General features: G+C 44.3%; 15 protein-coding genes. 11 read left to right on the forward strand and 4 right to left on the reverse strand.

All coding sequences use genetic code 11. The features are described 5' to 3' along the window. Window positions 1–22: 22 nt before the first annotated feature. The 3 genes from F824_RS0124335 to F824_RS27060 all read right to left on the reverse strand — a co-directional run bounded on the left by F824_RS0124335 (window position 23) and on the right by F824_RS27060 (window position 2725). Window positions 23–220, reverse strand: a complete 198-nt coding sequence (locus F824_RS0124335; RefSeq protein WP_019600555.1) for a helix-turn-helix transcriptional regulator — start codon at window positions 218–220, stop codon at window positions 23–25. A 345-nt stretch (window positions 221–565) separates the two neighbouring features. Next, the gene (locus F824_RS0124340) at window positions 566–1660 is read right to left on the reverse strand and encodes a DUF3644 domain-containing protein (RefSeq protein WP_019600556.1); all 1095 of its coding nucleotides are present in this window, start codon (window positions 1658–1660) and stop codon (window positions 566–568) included. A 180-nt stretch (window positions 1661–1840) separates the two neighbouring features. Then, entirely contained in the window at window positions 1841–2725 is an 885-nt protein-coding gene (locus F824_RS27060) for an HNH endonuclease (RefSeq protein WP_022582343.1), read from the reverse strand. Window positions 2726–3118: 393 nt separating this feature from the next. Between F824_RS27060 and F824_RS0124350 the strand changes: the two genes are divergently transcribed. The 9 genes from F824_RS0124350 (at window position 3119) to F824_RS0124400 (ending at window position 13204) form a co-directional block, all read left to right on the forward strand. After that, on the forward strand, window positions 3119–3535 hold the full coding sequence (locus F824_RS0124350; RefSeq protein ID WP_019600558.1) for an RrF2 family transcriptional regulator: 417 nt from the start codon (window positions 3119–3121) through the stop codon (window positions 3533–3535). A gap of 126 nt (window positions 3536–3661) precedes the next feature. Beyond that, window positions 3662–4366, forward strand: coding sequence for a phosphoadenylyl-sulfate reductase (locus tag F824_RS0124355; protein ID WP_019600559.1), 705 nt, complete (start codon window positions 3662–3664; stop codon window positions 4364–4366). A 6-nt stretch (window positions 4367–4372) separates the two neighbouring features. After that, window positions 4373–5272, forward strand: a complete 900-nt coding sequence (cysD, locus tag F824_RS0124360) for a sulfate adenylyltransferase subunit CysD (protein WP_019600560.1) — start codon at window positions 4373–4375, stop codon at window positions 5270–5272. Window positions 5273–5356: 84 nt separating this feature from the next. Next, a complete protein-coding gene (locus F824_RS0124365) occupies window positions 5357–6613 on the forward strand; it encodes a sulfate adenylyltransferase subunit 1 (protein ID WP_026333908.1) in 1257 nt (418 codons plus the stop codon). Between the two features lie 121 nt (window positions 6614–6734). Next, the gene (locus F824_RS0124370) at window positions 6735–8837 is read left to right on the forward strand and encodes a HEPN domain-containing protein (protein ID WP_026333909.1); all 2103 of its coding nucleotides are present in this window, start codon (window positions 6735–6737) and stop codon (window positions 8835–8837) included. Continuing rightward, window positions 8834–9601 carry a uroporphyrinogen-III C-methyltransferase gene (gene cobA / locus F824_RS0124375; RefSeq protein ID WP_019600564.1) on the forward strand — a complete coding sequence of 256 codons (768 nt, stop codon included), beginning with the start codon at window positions 8834–8836 and terminating at the stop codon, window positions 9599–9601. Before F824_RS0124370 ends, cobA begins: the two co-directional genes overlap by 4 nt. A gap of 211 nt (window positions 9602–9812) precedes the next feature. Next, window positions 9813–10412, forward strand: coding sequence for a precorrin-2 dehydrogenase/sirohydrochlorin ferrochelatase family protein (locus F824_RS0124380; protein WP_033405699.1), 600 nt, complete (start codon window positions 9813–9815; stop codon window positions 10410–10412). 248 nt (window positions 10413–10660) lie between these two features. Next, window positions 10661–11542 carry an inositol oxygenase family protein gene (locus F824_RS0124395; RefSeq protein WP_019600568.1) on the forward strand — a complete coding sequence of 294 codons (882 nt, stop codon included), beginning with the start codon at window positions 10661–10663 and terminating at the stop codon, window positions 11540–11542. 69 nt (window positions 11543–11611) lie between these two features. Further along, window positions 11612–13204, forward strand: a complete 1593-nt coding sequence (locus F824_RS0124400; RefSeq protein WP_456238873.1) for a solute:sodium symporter family transporter — start codon at window positions 11612–11614, stop codon at window positions 13202–13204. 13 nt (window positions 13205–13217) lie between these two features. Here F824_RS0124400 and F824_RS0124405 read toward each other — a convergent pair whose 3' ends face one another. Continuing rightward, window positions 13218–14342, reverse strand: coding sequence for a sugar phosphate isomerase/epimerase family protein (locus F824_RS0124405; RefSeq protein WP_026333911.1), 1125 nt, complete (start codon window positions 14340–14342; stop codon window positions 13218–13220). Between the two features lie 148 nt (window positions 14343–14490). On the opposite strand from F824_RS0124405, the gene F824_RS0124410 reads away from it, so the two are divergent. Both F824_RS0124410 and F824_RS0124415 read left to right on the forward strand, forming a co-directional pair. After that, window positions 14491–15654, forward strand: coding sequence for a PQQ-dependent sugar dehydrogenase (locus tag F824_RS0124410; protein WP_019600571.1), 1164 nt, complete (start codon window positions 14491–14493; stop codon window positions 15652–15654). Window positions 15655–15797: 143 nt separating this feature from the next. Next, a partial coding sequence (locus F824_RS0124415; protein WP_019600572.1) for a transposase occupies window positions 15798–16011 on the forward strand: 214 nt, incomplete at its 3' end.

Genomic DNA, 16011 nt, shown 5'->3' on the forward strand with positions numbered 1-16011 from the left:
ATTATGATTTATGAAGGATGGATTATGAATGTTTGTTGCTAACGATCAGGTCTTTTACGTCCACATCCAAAATCACTGCTATTTCCAGCAAGGTTTCCAATCGGGGTTGTTGTCGGTTTTGGACGTAGGCATTTACCATATTGTAGCTTTTCCCAAGTTTTTCAGCCAACCAAGTTTGTTTAATCCCTTTCTGTTCCAACACTTCCTTAATTCTATTCATTGAAGTTGCCCGTTTTAAGGTCGACAAGTTAGTTTATTTTGTAAAAATATCTCATAAAATTGGGTATAAATTGTGGGAAAATATAAGGATATGATGGAATTGGGATGTGGGAGTGGACGGTTTATTTTTGGAGGTTGACTATTATGTCGATCAAATCCAGATGAGGCGAGTTAAGGAAAATTTTGACATTGTAGCCCTGAGTCTTGTTATTTTTACATCGAGTACATGATCAAAGTTCAAAAAGACACTGAACTTAATTATAAAATCGACGCCCCAATTCTGCAAAAATACTAATCAAAATACGGAAATAATTATATTATGACGCTACTTTTATATTGCAGCTTCTTATTCAATTTGGTATTTCCCCATTTCTAATTTCTGTTTTTTATCAAAGGTAGATTTCCAAATTTCTCTTGTTAATACGCCGCTAGTAATATTACTTATTATAAAATTGGTCCATTCCTCTTTAAATAAATAATCATTATGAGCTTCATCATAATGACAATATCTAGTATTTGTTTCAAATGGGTCAAGATTTAATCCATCTTCTTTTGTCGGTTTAATTGAGAAAATATAAAGCAAGCATTTATGATCAAAATGATTAAAATTATTTTGATAACTTTGATTTACAGCAGAAACAACTGCACCTGGCTTCAATTTAGCCGGATTTATAACTTCAGTTTTTTGGACTTTATCTTTTATAAGAGCTGTGACTTTTTGGTAATTTTCTCTATCCTCTATTGATATGGAATTCCAATTAACAAACTCAATAGCCAAATCACTCCTGTTTGTATTCGCGATTTTTGGGACTTGTATTAATTTTATGCTATATTCTTGAGTATTAAATATACTTTCTTTAATGTTTAATCTATATTTTTCAATAAAATCTTTGATTTCTTTAACCTCTGTTGATAATAATTTTTTATTAGCTTCTACTTGTTTAGCTGTTCTTAATCTTGAAAATTGAAGAGAGTAGGCTAAGCTTTCATTAATAGCATATTCTGACCCAAATAATTTAATTAATTCATTTTCATAATTGTAAAGTAAAGATTGGCATTCTCCAAATATCATTAAACCAATTTCATCTTTTGATATAGTTCTATGTTCAATTTTATTACGAAGCTTTATAAAAAAATCAAGATTAGACCCCACAGCTTCTGGCAACCCCCCATATTTCTGAATACAAGTTTTTAATTCCCAAGCTTTTTTTTCACCATCTATTATTTTATATCGTCCATTATCTTCTTTATAAAAAAATGTTTCTCCAATATTATAATTAAAATGGGCTTGTAAAAGTCTCGTCCAAGACATAACCATATGCGTAATAAAACTTTCTACTCTGAACGGAGCCCTTGGTTTATTATAAATTTCAACTGCTAATAACGCACAATCAATTGAGCTTTCTAAAAGTGTTTTAGTCTTTCCTTTTCTTAATTGCATTTTTTTATTTTTATTAAGATATAATATATTTTTCCTAACTTCTATAACAATTATACTTTCCGATTAAATTTACCTTGAGGAGATTATTCGACTTCCAAAATCACTTCGAGTCTTTAACTCTTTAAAATTCTAATTAACCTTTAAACGGCCACCAGGCTTTTGATTCCTCTACCTGGTTTATTAATCCATATTTGGTAAAAGTGCTTTAAGATTATCCAATGTTATCCATGGGCGTTTCCTGTGCAGCATGCGATGACAGTTGGAGCAAACTAATGCAAGGTCTTCAATTTTTGTTTCAGTTTGTTCTGTCAATTGGGAAATTGGAAAAACATGATGAGCCTCAATAAAACCTTCTCCAATAACCCCATAAAAGTCAAAAAAAGAAAAATCACAAACTTGGCAGCAAAGTTTACTGTTATTTTTAAGATAATGATACTTTGCGGCTTTTATGAGACTTTTATTTCTTTCTTTTGATTTATGAAGACGATACCTTTCCTTTCCTTCTGGAAATGAATTTTCATCACTCTGTATTGCAATATCAAAACCATTTTTAAGTATACTATCAAAATCAAGGTTAAAAAATTCCTGTAATTCTTGCTTTAAAAATTTTTGGTTATCAAGAGAACATGTAACATTTTGTGTGCCGAAAATCCCAAAGCAAGCACCACTTCCTCTTTGTTGGCCTAAATAGACATTGGATAACCACTTAATTTCTACAAGCCATTCCTTATAATCATTATCATGATTCTTAAACATATCAGAGTCAGAGCTAAAAGTTAGTTCCGTAACTTTTAGCCCACCGATAATAGCATTGTCAATATCCATTGGAACGGAGATAACCTGACCAATTCCAACATAGCCAACAGTCTTTCTATATACTGCAATTATATCTCCTACAATTAAATTTCTAATTTGACCCCCGAAAAAGTCAGGATTTCTCCCTTGCTCCTCTCCCTGACCCGCGGATATGAAGCTGAACTTCGCACAATCTTCAAGCCTTCGATGTTTCCCATGACCGCAATTTGCATGCATTACTTTAGGAATTGTTCGTGATGTATATTTCATAAATTATTTAAGTTTTTAATTAAAGTAACCCACCACTTAAACCCCTCTTTTTTTGTTCAAAAGCGAAACTATTTATCGGCGTTTAGAAACGAAAAATTTAAATAATCAAAACCACTTTTCATATTAAAATTAAAATCCAATTCTCTTCTTTAGAAAATAGCTAATTCCTTCTCCCCAAACCTACATACTTAATCCCGTTAAAAACATACCCATAACAGGGTATATTCACCTCCAAAAGCTCATGTAAAATATTGCGAAAATGCTATTTGGCGTTTTCGGTTTCGGACGAAGCGATTTTTATCCAAAAACCCGTCTCTTTTCTCGAACCCTCTCTTCCCCATCCGGAATGCCTAAATCTCTTTGAGGATAACTTAAAAAGCTTATTTTTGTAACATGCTATCCAAAAAGACCAAATACGCTTTTCATGCCCTCACTTACCTCGGCAAGCACCGGGATCAAAAAACCGTGTTGATCCAGGACATCGCCGAGGAATATGGGATCTCCCATAAGTTTTTGGAGAATATCCTGCTCGAACTCAAAAAAGCAGGCATCCTGGGTTCCAAAAAAGGAAAAGGCGGCGGCTATTACCTGATCAAAGATCCCGCCGATGTTCCCCTTTCCAAAGTGATCCGCCTCCTGGATGGCCCCATCGCCCTGCTCCCCTGTGTCAGCATCAACTATTATGAACCTTGTGTGGAATGCAAGGATGAAGCAAAATGTGGCCTGAACAAAGTCCTTATCCAAGTCCGTGATGAAATGCTCAACGTGCTGACAAACAAGTCCTTATCGGATATTTTGGATAAAGAATAAATTTTTTTCCCCATTTACCCTACATTTTTTATAGAGTTTATATACTTTTGTATTTCAACCTGTCGTCTAAAGGATATTCGGACTTTCCGAACGGCCCAATAGATTCCACTTTGAAAACCCCGCAAAATGGATACAAACATCGCTTTGAATGAAATCAGTGAAAGCATCAGTGGATTGACCGCCGAGGAAGGCTTGGCCTTGTTGGCGGAGCGGTATCCCGGAAAAATCACTTTTTCTACCTCCCTGGGTCAAGAAGACCAAGTGATCAGCCAGATCATCGGAAAGCATCAGCTGCCCATCGATCTGTTTTCCCTGGACACGGGCAGACTTTTTCCGGAGACTTTGGATGTACTGGAAAGAACGGATAGCAAGTACCAAATCAAAACAAAAGTGTACTATCCAGACACCCAATCCATAGAGGAACTGGTCAATCGGATGGGAATCAATGGCTTTTATACCTCCGTCGAAAACAGGAAATCCTGCTGCTTTGTGCGAAAGGTGGTGCCGCTGAAAAGAGCTTTGGCAGGTAAGAGCATTTGGATCACTGGCCTCAGGGCCGAGCAAAGTGCAAATCGCGGCGCCATGCAGAAAATCGAATGGGATGAAGGATTGCAGATCATCAAATACAATCCGCTCATGGATTGGACCTACGCCGAAATGCTGGCCTATATCCATGAAAACAACATCCCTTACAACCCCCTCCACGACCGTGGATTTATCAGCATCGGTTGTGCGCCCTGTACCCGGGCGATCCAGCCGGGAGAAGATCCCAGGGCCGGCAGATGGTGGTGGGAGGATTCAAAAAAAGAATGTGGCTTACACGCAAAATAATTTGACATGAACAAGATTTTTATTCCCAATCCAAAAGAAGCAGCCTCGATCCAGATCATCAGAGAGGTGGCGGCACAGTTCGAAAAGCCTGTGTTGTTGTTTTCCGGAGGAAAAGATTCGATTACACTGGTCCGACTGGCCCAAAAGGCTTTCTATCCCGCTCGGATTCCATTTCCGCTGCTGCACATCGACACCGGGCACAATTTTCCGGAAACGATCTCCTTCCGGGATCAATTGGTGGAAGAATTGGGCCTTGAACTGATCGTTCGGAATGTCCAGGATTCCATCAATCAGGGCAAGGTGACGGAAGAAAGGGGCCGCTATTCCAGCCGCAACACCCTTCAGACCACCACCCTGTTGGATGCCATCGAAGAATTCAAGTTCGATGCCTGTATTGGCGGTGCAAGAAGGGACGAAGAAAAAGCCAGGGCAAAGGAAAGGGTATTCTCCGTACGGGATGACTTCGGCCAATGGGACGAAAAAAACCAGAGACCCGAGCTCTTCGACATGCTCAACGGAAAAATCCACCAGGGACAAAACGTCCGCGTTTTCCCGATCTCCAACTGGACCGAACTGGATGTGTGGGAGTATATCAAAACAGAAAATATTGAGATCCCCTCGATTTACTTTGCCCACAAAAGGTCCATTTTCTTCCGTGACGGCATGATCTGGACCGCAAACGAGCATGTGTACCGGGAATCCCATGAGGAGGTATTGGAAAAAATGGTCCGCTTCAGAACCGTCGGTGACATGACCTGTACCGCAGCGGTCTTGTCAGAGGCAGACACTTTGGATGCTGTGGTGGAAGAAATCAGAACCTCCACCCTCTCCGAACGTGGCGCCAGAATAGACGACAAGAGATCGGAAGCCGCCATGGAAAACCGCAAGAAAGTCGGGTATTTCTAGAAAATGGAATCCAGTGATCCACAAATCACCCCTCGATTTCCGCAGTTTCCCTTCCCTATTGTTCCTCCTTTAGAAAAACAAAAAATGTCAAAAGATAGAAAACTCATCAAAATAGCCACCGCTGGTTCAGTGGATGACGGCAAGAGCACCTTGATCGGGAGATTGCTCTATGACACCCATTCCCTGACCACGGACAAGCTGGAAGCCATCGAGCGCAACAGCCGCCAAAAGGGTTATGATTACCTGGATTTTTCCTTGGCCACCGACGGCCTTGTTGCCGAAAGGGAACAGGGAATCACCATCGATGTCGCCCATATTTATTTTTCCACCGACAAGACCAATTTCATCATCGCCGACACGCCCGGCCATGTGGAATATACCCGAAACATGGTGACGGGCGCCTCCACTTCCCAAGTGGCCATCATCCTGATCGATGCCCGAAAAGGAGTGATCGAGCAGACCAAAAGACATTTCTTCATCAGCAACCTCCTGCGGCTTGGCCATGTGGTTGTGGCGATCAACAAGATGGATCTGGTGGACTATGATGAGGCCACTTACCTCCAAATCAAGGAAGATTTTGAGGTTTTGGTAGAGAAAAGCAATTTCAGAACCGAGCAGATCACGTTCATCCCCATCTCCGCCCTCAAGGGTGAAAACATCGCCGCCAAATCGGAATTGATGCCTTGGTATGTGGGAAACACGCTTTTGGACCACTTGGAAGTATTGGAGCCGACCGATCTATTCGAGAGTTCCATTGCACGCTTTCCGGTTCAATTTGTCATTCGTCCCAAAACAGAAGCCTTTCATGATTTCAGGGGATTTTCCGGAAAACTGTATGGCGGAAACCTGAAGGTCGGGGAAAAAGTGACCATCCTTCCCTCTTTCACCGAATCCACCATCAAATCCATTCACTTCTTTGACCAGGAGATTGAAGAAGCCACACCGGACAGTTCCATCGTGATTTCGCTGGCGGACGAAGTGAATGTCAGCCGCGGAGACATGCTGGTACGCTCGGAACAAATCCCCCAGTCTGCAAAACAGATCCGGGCCACCATCTGTCAGGTAAACCACAGGCCCCTTCGCGTGGGCAACAAATACACCTTGCAGCACGGTGTCAACCGGGTGATGGCGAAGGTCGAAAGTATCGAATCCCTGGTGCACACCGACTTCTCCGGGGATGAGCCCACCGAGCAACTGAAGTTGAATGATATCGGAAAGGTGAATTTCAAGCTCAGCAAGGCGATTCATTATGATCCCTATTCCGAAAACAAATCCAATGGCAGCTTTATCCTGATCGATGAAGGCAGCTTTGATACCGTGAGTGTGGGATTTATAGAGTAGTCCAAAAAAGCGAAAACCAAATAGCCCAATCGGAAGAAGCAGGAAAACCCAATCCGGAGATTCCTTTTCGGAAAACTGGCGCTACAAAACAACAAAATGCTGCCCTGGAGGGCAAATAACGATGCAAAGCTTTAGAACAGAAATAGAAAACCCCATAGTAGAAAGAGACATTCTTGACTTGGAAAAGAAAATCGCCCTTTTCAGGAATGGTAATATTGATGAAGAAAAATTCCGGAGCCTCAGACTTGCCAGGGGAATTTATGGACAGCGCCAGCCGGGCGTTCAAATGATCCGGATCAAATTGCCTTATGGAAAAGCCACAGGGGACCAACTGACGCGAATTGCGGATGTTTCCGATAAATACTCCACGGGAAGACTCCACATCACCACCAGACAAGACATCCAAATCCACTACGTGAGCTTGGACCAGACACCCGAACTTTGGGCAGAACTGGAAAAAGACGATGTCACCTTGAGAGAGGCTTGCGGAAACACGGTCAGGAACATCACCGCTTCCGAGACTGCCGGCGTGGATCCATTGGAACCCTTTGATGTGACGCCCTACGCTGATGAGGTGTTCAGGTATTTGTTGAGAAACCCGATTTGCCAAGAAATGGGCAGGAAATTCAAAATGTCTTTTTCGGCATCTGAGGAAGACACCGCATTGAGCTACCTGCATGATTTGGGATTTATCCCACAAGTCAAGAACGAAAACGGTGAAGAAATCCGGGGTTTCAAAGTACTCTTGGGCGGCGGACTGGGTTCCCAGCCGCGACATGCGGACCTGATCACCGAATTTTTGGCCATTGACGAGCTCATCCCGTTTATTGAGTCCGTGTTGCGGATTTTCGACAGACACGGCGAAAGGGCCAAAAGACTCAAAGCCAGGATGAAATTCCTGATCAAGGATATCGGGACGGAAGCGTTCCTTCAATTGGTCCAGGAAGAACAAAAAGCCTTGCCCTATAAAAAATACCCAATCGATACCCAAGCTTTTGAGGCCGCAAAAACCCTTCCGAACCCGGAAATCCTGGCCGTGGCGGAGCCATTGGACCTGGCCTATGCGCAATGGCTCGTGACGAATGTCTTGCCCCAAAAACAAGAAGGATATGTTTCGATAGGCGTGAAAGTTTCCTTGGGCGACTTTTACACCGACCAGGCCAGAATATTATCGGCTTTGGTGAAGCAATATGCCAACGATGAAGTTCGATTTACCTTGAGACAAAACATATTGATCCGGGATGTGAAAAAGGAACTCGTTCCTTTCTTCTACGGAGAGCTGAAAAAAATCGGTTTGGCGGATCATGGCTACAATACCTTGGGAGACATTACCGCTTGCCCCGGAACAGACACCTGTAACCTGGGAATTGCCAGCAGCACGGGAATCGCCAAGGAGTTGGAAAAAGTGATCCTCCATGAATATCCCCAATACCTGAAGAATACAGACCTGACCATCAAGATATCCGGCTGTATGAATGCCTGTGGACAGCACAACATGGCCCATATCGGTTTTCAGGGAATGTCGATGAAAGTCGGAAAAGCGGTTATTCCAGCCTTGCAGGTCCTATTGGGCGGTGGAACGCTGGGAAATGGAAACGGTAGATTTTCTGATAAGGTGATCAAAATCCCAAGCAAACGCGGACCTGAGGCATTGCGCATCTTGCTGGATGATTTCAACCTGAACGTGGGCGAAAACGAGAATTTCCTCGGCTACTACGACCGTCAAGGGCAGATGTATTTCTACGACATGCTGAAAGTCCTGACCAGCACAGAGATCCTCACCGATTCGGATTATGTGGATTGGGGACATGAAGAAAGCTATCAGATTGCCGTGGGCGTGGGCGAATGTGCCGGTGTCGTGATTGACTTGGTCGCCACGCTCTTGCTGGAAGCCAGGGAAAAACTGGATTTGGCAAAGGAAAACCTGGATGAAAAGAAATGGGCCGACAGCATTTATCAAACCTATGCGGGAATGATCAATGGCGCCAAAGCCATCCTTTTGGGGGAAAGTATCAGTACAAACTCCTATGCCAATATCGTGGCGCTGTTTGACGAATCCTTTGTTCAGACTGGGAAAATCGATCTTGGAAGTGACTTTTCTTCCCTTGTTTTTCAGATCAAGGAGAATGAACCCACCGAAGAATTCGCCAATACTTATTACACACAAGCGCAGGAAGTATTTGAAAACCTGATAAAATTCAGAGAAAAAGAGGTTGCCCTATGAACACAGTCGTAAATCCAAAAGTCACCTTGGTGGGTGCGGGTCCTGGAGATCCGGAACTCATCACACTAAAAGGAGTATTGGCACTGAACAAGGCCGATGTGGTCTTGTATGACGCTTTGATAGACAAGCGCCTCTTGAAGCATGCCCCTGACAAAGCCATTAAAATCTTTGTCGGCAAAAGAAGCGGGAGACACATGACCCCGCAAGACGACACCAACCGACTTTGTGTCGAGAATGCCTTGAAGCACGGCCATGTGGTGCGCTTGAAGGGTGGAGATCCATTTGTGTTTGGCAGAGGAGCCGAAGAAGTGGATTATATCCAAGCCTTCGGTATTGCCACGGAAGTGATTCCTGGGATTTCCTCCTCGATTTCCGTTCCCGGCGCTGCCGGCATTCCGGTCACCAAGCGGGGTGTCAGCGAAAGCTTTTGGGTGATCACCGGCACCACCACTTCGGGGGAATTGTCCGGGGATTTTGACTTGGCGGTCCAATCCAAGGCCACGGTCGTGGTATTGATGGGGACCAAGAAATTGGGGGAAATCGTCGCCTGCTATAAAAAATCCAAGCGGGAAGACCTTCCGATTGCGATCATCCAAAGCGGAACCACCAAGGAGGAGAAGATTGTCGCGGGAATGATGGGCGACATTGAGGAAAAAGCCCATGATTTGACACCTGGCGCGCCTGCCATCATCATCATCGGTGAGGTGGTCAAGGAAAGCCCAAAACTCATGGAAATCTACAAGGAAGCATTGGTAAGGGTTTAGAAATAAGGCTTGGAGGGCAGAAAAATTGGGTTTGAAACAGAAAGCCAGAATTTCTGGAAATGTAAATCCTGAATGGATTGTTAAAGATGGCTTCTCTCAATTTGACCAATGCGATTTCATTTCATCCTCTATTGTTCTTAAATTCGTTCTCAAGTAGCAGAAAACAAAATGTAAAATTTTAAGGGCAATGCGAACATTGCCCAAACCTTCCATGAATGAACTCTATCCCATATTCCTGAAAGTCAACCAACTCAACACGCTTTTGGTAGGAGCGGGTTTTGTGGGACTGGAAAAACTTTCCTTCCTGTTGAAAAGCAGTCCCAATGCCCATGTGACCGTGGTGTCAAAGGAATTTTCGGAAGAATTCAGGGCTTTGGCTGCGGCAAGCAAGCATGTGACGCTCATTGAAGGCCCCTATGAGGAAAAATTCCTGGGCGGCAAACACGTGGTGATCGCAGCGACCAATTTCAGGGAAGTCAACAAACAGATCCATGACGATGCGAAGGAAAGGTTTTTGCTGGTCAATGTCGCGGATACCCCCGAATTGTGTGATTTCTATCTTGGCGGCATCGTCACCAAAGGAAACGTGAAGATCGCCATCAGCACCAACGGAAAATCCCCCACCACTGCCAAACGCATCCGCCAACTCCTGGAGGAAGTCATCCCCGAAGACATCAATGAACTGGTAGAAAACATCAACCGCTACAGGGAAACCCTGAAAGGGGACTTTGAATACAAAGTGGATGCTTTGAATAAATTGACAGAAGGATTGGTGGCAAAGGGGAAAACAGAGAAAGCAGAGGAGCAGTGATTTTTTTATGGCAATTGCCAAATCAATGTACTTTTCAGATTTTTTAAAAAGGGTCCATCCAATTTTTTCCATCGAAACAAAAGCAGCAAACAATCCGCGTGAAAACCGCTGACCGTCAAAATATTGGCGGAATATTTTTATTCCAAAAATCATTGACCAAGAAAAATTTAATTTGTAATATTAGTCTATCAATGCTCTTTTTCGCGTGTTTTTGAGCAGAATTCAACCGACTTAAACGCATTTCCATCATGAAATCCAAATTCACAGACAAGGAAGTAAATCCTCTTGAAAGCATTGAGGACTGGGAAAATGATCTGTTGACACGCTATCCCGAACCCAAAAGCGAGCAGGCAAAGGCAAAGGAGGATTACCGGAATTACCACGATTCGGAAAGGGTGGATACAGTACGGGAGTTTTACAGGCTCAACCACCAATACCAGACCTACGATTTTGTGCGCCAAAAAGAAGCGGAATTCTTGAAATTCGAAAAGAAGGAAATTCCTTTTTGGGAGGCGATCGACTATTTGAATACCCTGGTGGATGATTCTGACCCAGACATCAATTTGGACCAACTCCAGCATCTTCTCCAAACATCAGAAGCCATCAGGGCCGATGGGCATCCCGACTGGTTTGTGCTCACAGGTTTTATCCATGATCTGGGCAAAGTGTTGTGCCTTTTTGGAGAACCCCAATGGGCGGTGGTCGGCGATACTTTTCCGGTGGGCTGCAAACATGCCGAGGAGATCGTCTATCCGGAGTTTTTTGAAAACAATCCCGATTCCAAAGACGAAAGATACAATACCAAATACGGTATCTACGCACCCAATTGCGGATTGGACAAGGTGAAAATGTCTTGGGGACATGATGAATACCTCTACCAAATGATGAAAGATTACCTTCCCGAGCCTGCCTTGTACATGATCAGATACCATTCATTTTATGCCCAACACCGAGAGGGCGCTTATGAACATTTGATGAATGACCACGACAGGGAAATGTTCAAATGGGTGGAGAAATTCAATCCTTATGACCTTTACTCCAAAGTACCCGTGGCCCCGGATTCAAAAACATTGCGCCCCTATTATGAAAATCTCGTTTCAAAATACCTGCCTTCCGTAATGGCATTTTAAAACCCCCTCTTTGACACCCAAATCCATCCTCCAAGCCATGTCCAAGGTTTGGAGGTGATCAACCCTTTTTTGAAGACACCTATGCTGACCATTGCAACCTTCGTGGGTTTTACATTTTTTGTTGCAGTCTATTGCTGGTACCGATTGAGAAAAGAAGACCTTCATTCGAAAGATGGTTATTTCTTGGGGGCAAGATCCCTGACCGGAGGCGTGATCGCCGGATCCATGATTCTCACCAACATTTCCACGGAGCACCTGATCGGGATGAATGGGTCCGCCTATAAAAACGGCATGATCATCATTGCCTGGGAAGTGACAAGTGCCATCGCCTTGGTCATCGCAGCACTTTATTTTCTGCCCATTTACCTTAAAATGGGGCTGACGACCATTCCCCAATATCTGGAAAGAAGATACGACAGTTCCACCAGAACCATCGTTGCCTTTTTGCTGATGGCATCTTTTGTGGTCACGCTGCTCCCTATCGTACTCTACACCGGAGCGATCAATTTGGAAAGCATCTTCAATGTATCGGAGGTGCTCCAGGTCAGTCGGCCGGAGGGATTGTGGATCACCGTGGTCACCATTGGCGTAATCGGGTCCATTTATGCGATTTTCGGAGGACTCAAGGCGGTTGCGCTCTCCGATTCGGTCAATGCGATAGGCTTGATTGTAGGCGGATTGATGATTCCCATATTGGCGCTTTGGGATATCGGGGGAGGAAATATTTTGGGCGGGGTTTCCAAAGTATATGCGCATGCTCCCGAAAAATTCAATGTCATCGGAGCAGAGGATTCCGTATTGCCTTTCAGCGTGATCTTCACCGGGCTCATGATCAACCAATTGTATTTTTGGGGAATGAACCAAACCATCATCCAAAGGGCTTTTGGCGCAAAAAACATGGCAGAAGCCCAGAAAGGACTATTGTATGCCGGGATTTTTAAAATATTGATCCCCTTGATCATTGTGCTCCCCGGCATTATCGCCTATTATTATTTCAGCGATCAATATTACGGAGAACAGGATTTCATTTACCCCATACTTCTGAAGAAAATCCTGCCTTTGGGTTTGCTGGGATTTTTTGCCGCAGTGGTTTTGGGGGCGATTTTGAGCACATTCAACAGCGTGCTGAATTCTGCAGCCACCATTTTCAGCCTGGACATCTACAAGAAACTGATCGATCCCAAATGTTCGGACAGGGGAATCGTTCGGGTGGGCAGGCTAAGTTCTCTGGTTTTAGCCATTTTCTCCATCTTAATCGCCCCGATGGTCGGAAACGCCCCGGACGGATTGTACCAATTGATGCAACAACTGAACGGCATCTTTTTCATCCCGATCGCCTCCATCCTTATTGCGGGCTTTTTTATCCCTAGGGTTTCTACAGAAGGGGCAAAATTGGGTTTGATCACGGGACTGCTTTTTTACCTGATCACCACCTTTGTTTTTGACACCGGAATTCACTTTGTCCATATCTGGGCGATTGAATTCCTGCTCAATTTGGCTGTCATGCTGGGCATCAGCAAGTATTACCCAAGGAAAAATCTTGTGGCCTACAATGCTGCGCCCATTCTGGAGATGACCCCCTGGAGATTTGCCAAACCCTTGTCATTGGTATTGTGCACCGTGACCGTTTTGATTTATGTTTGGCTGGGCATGATTTTATAAGCCCGTTTCAAAGCTACCGGAGTGCTTCCATCGTCATCACCGGAATGTCCTTTCTTCCCAAATCCTTGAGTGGCATGATTTCATCAACCGGATACACATATCCCGCTTCCCTCAAAGGGTAAAGCAGTGGCGCCAAATTCTGTACGGCAGCCTTGCATCCCTGCATGATCGCCGCCATATTCCCTGTTTGCTTGGAAAGCTTGGCTTCATTCTCAATTTCGAAAGGCCCAGAAAATCCCTTTTCCTTCAAGACCTTCACAAAAGCCCGCCAATCCATGTGGTCTCCCAAACCGAATCCGGGCAATGTGGCCTCGTAATGGTGCCTGTCCCATTCATTGGTACTGAAGGGAATCCCGGCCTTTTCTGCCCATTCGGGTTTTATGCGCTGCATCGGATACATATTTCCCCAAAAAGGATCGGGAATATTGCGGGTGGATTTGACGTGAATTCTTTTGAGGCGGCTCATGTCTGTATTTCTGATCACCTCGACCGGGTCGGTGTGCTGCCAGACATCATGGGAGGGATCATAGATTTCCCCATGCGCCTTGCTGGGAATGAGTTCGTACATGATTTTCCTTGCTGCCAAAACCCCCGTCAGGTTGTTGAAGGTGCTTGAATAGCCTGAGGAGCGCCAACCTTCCATGGGGCAATTTTCATACAAAACGGTGACGCCCAATCCTTCGGCATAGTCAACAATGGGTTTGAAGATCCGCTGGTATTCTTCCAGATTTTTTTCGAAGCCATTTTCCTGTATGCCCAAGTCATGGTTGTAGCCCACAAAAGTCCCTACCATCACCCCATTTTCATCTCCTCCCAGCAAATGTGCCATGCGGATCAATTGAAGGAGGTGGTTTTGGTTTTTAACTTTTTGTTCTGGATCCCCTCCGATCAGGTTGTCAAAGGCGCCGATGGACAGCCTGAGTTTGGCCGCATTGAATTTGTCGAGAATGGACTTGGCTTGTTCGGGTCCAAAATTCCCATAATCCATGTGCGTGGCCACAAAGTCATCCCGGGTACCGTCCTTTCGAAAAACACAGACATCCAATCCCTGCACGCCAGCTTCACCGGCTTTGGTGATTGTTTCGTCCAAGGTCAATTGGTCAAAAGCGGAGGTCATTATCCAAATCTGATTGCTCATTTTTCTTCCTGATTTGATTTTTCTAAAGATAGGAATGTCCACTTGGTTATAAAAGCCAAATGGGCGCACTGATTCGCCACTTATATAATCTCAAAAAGCATTTTCCATTTAAATTGATTAAATTTATGCGTTAATCAATGTGAAATCTATGAAAAACATGAAAAATATTACATTTATTCTGATGGGTGGCCTTTTCTTTGGATTGGCATCCTGTGCAGAAAAGGAGGCAACAGTCGAACCCACGCCAATGGATCCATTTGCGGTGAAAACCGAAAAAATGACCGTTAAAGTGGATACGCTTTTTACTGAATTGGAAAATCCATGGGCCATGGCATGGCTTCCGGATGGCAGAATGCTGGTTGCCGAAAGAAAAGGGGAGATCCTGATTTTCAAGGATGACAAATTTACCGGAGAGAAATTAACAGGTGTTCCAGAGGTGCATGCCGTGAATCAAGCCGGTCTTTTGGACATTGTCCTTCATCCTGATTATGCCAACAATGGTTGGATTTACCTTGCTTATGCCAAGAACCTAGGCAAAGGCGGTGCATTGGCAATTATGAGAGCCAAATTGGAAGGCAACGCATTGACAAACCAAGAAGAACTGATGGTCAATCTTCCAGAATGGGAAGGTGGAAGACATTTTGGTTCCAGGATTGTTTTTGACAAGGACAACTATCTTTACTATTCCAATGGAGACAAAGGTTCCAGACCAGTTAATGCACAGGAACTCAACAATGCCCATGGAAAAATCCACAGAATCCACGACGATGGCCGTATCCCTGAGGACAATCCATTTGTAAATACTCCCGGTGCTGTAAAATCCATCTGGACGTATGGCAACAGAAACCCACAAGGAATGGTCTATGACGCTTCCAACAACCGTCTTTGGGCAGTGGAACATGGCCCAATGGGCGGTGATGAACTGAACCTGATTGAAAAAGGGAAGAATTACGGTTGGCCTGTGATTACCTACGGCATCAATTATGATGGAAAACCGATTTCGGACATCACCGAAAAAGAAGGAATGGAGCAACCGGTGACGTATTGGGTCCCTTCCATCGCAACCGGCGGTTTGGAATTGGTCACTTCTGACAAATACCCCGCTTGGAAAGGCAATTTGATGGTCACCGCATTGGCCAAAATGCACGTGGCAAGGATCGAACTTGACGGCACCAAATATGTCGGTGAGGAAAAATTATTCCAAGACCTCGGCCGTGTCAGACAAATTTCGCAAAGCCCAGACGGCTACCTTTATATCATCACCGAAGGCACCGGCTTGTTGGTCAAATTGATCCCCCAAGAACAAGAATAGGCTTTAGTCTTTTTCGCATTAAACCTAAAATAATGAAACCGCTTGCTCCTAGGATAGGGGCAAGCGGTTTTTTTGTCCCCTGATAGTGCCTGAAATACGCTGACCGTTAAACCGTGATAAATTTTAACCAAATCAGTAGAAAGATGGCGAATAGAAATCAGTTTAAGATGAGCATAGCCCAGCGTCGAGTCCGTAATTTCAGTGAATCCTTTAAGATTGAAAAAGTCCGGGAATTGGAGTCAGGGGTCGTCAGAATTTGCGAACTTGTCAGGGAATATGAAATCACAGACAGCACCGTCAGAAGGTGGCGGGCAAAATATGGCAAGATGAAAAAGAAAGCGGAAAGACTTATCGTTG

The organism is Rhodonellum psychrophilum GCM71 = DSM 17998 (assembly GCF_000381545.1).
In the GTDB taxonomy this organism is placed as follows: Bacteria; Bacteroidota; Bacteroidia; order Cytophagales; family Cyclobacteriaceae; genus Rhodonellum; species Rhodonellum psychrophilum.

Coding starts and splice junctions, on each gene's coding strand:
- F824_RS0124395 (WP_019600568.1), top strand. CDS start 10,661: ATGAAATCCAAATTCACAGACAAGGAAGTAAATCCTCTTGAAAGCATT.
- F824_RS0124370 (WP_026333909.1), top strand. CDS start 6,735: ATGCAAAGCTTTAGAACAGAAATAGAAAACCCCATAGTAGAAAGAGAC.
- cobA (WP_019600564.1), top strand. CDS start 8,834: ATGAACACAGTCGTAAATCCAAAAGTCACCTTGGTGGGTGCGGGTCCT.
- F824_RS0124340 (WP_019600556.1), bottom strand. CDS start 1,660: ATGCAATTAAGAAAAGGAAAGACTAAAACACTTTTAGAAAGCTCAATT.
- F824_RS27060 (WP_022582343.1), bottom strand. CDS start 2,725: ATGAAATATACATCACGAACAATTCCTAAAGTAATGCATGCAAATTGC.
- F824_RS0124350 (WP_019600558.1), top strand. CDS start 3,119: ATGCTATCCAAAAAGACCAAATACGCTTTTCATGCCCTCACTTACCTC.
- F824_RS0124365 (WP_026333908.1), top strand. CDS start 5,357: ATGTCAAAAGATAGAAAACTCATCAAAATAGCCACCGCTGGTTCAGTG.
- F824_RS0124335 (WP_019600555.1), bottom strand. CDS start 220: ATGAATAGAATTAAGGAAGTGTTGGAACAGAAAGGGATTAAACAAACT.
- F824_RS0124405 (WP_026333911.1), bottom strand. CDS start 14,342: ATGAGCAATCAGATTTGGATAATGACCTCCGCTTTTGACCAATTGACC.
- cysD (WP_019600560.1), top strand. CDS start 4,373: ATGAACAAGATTTTTATTCCCAATCCAAAAGAAGCAGCCTCGATCCAG.
- F824_RS0124380 (WP_033405699.1), top strand. CDS start 9,813: ATGAATGAACTCTATCCCATATTCCTGAAAGTCAACCAACTCAACACG.
- F824_RS0124410 (WP_019600571.1), top strand. CDS start 14,491: ATGAAAAACATGAAAAATATTACATTTATTCTGATGGGTGGCCTTTTC.
- F824_RS0124355 (WP_019600559.1), top strand. CDS start 3,662: ATGGATACAAACATCGCTTTGAATGAAATCAGTGAAAGCATCAGTGGA.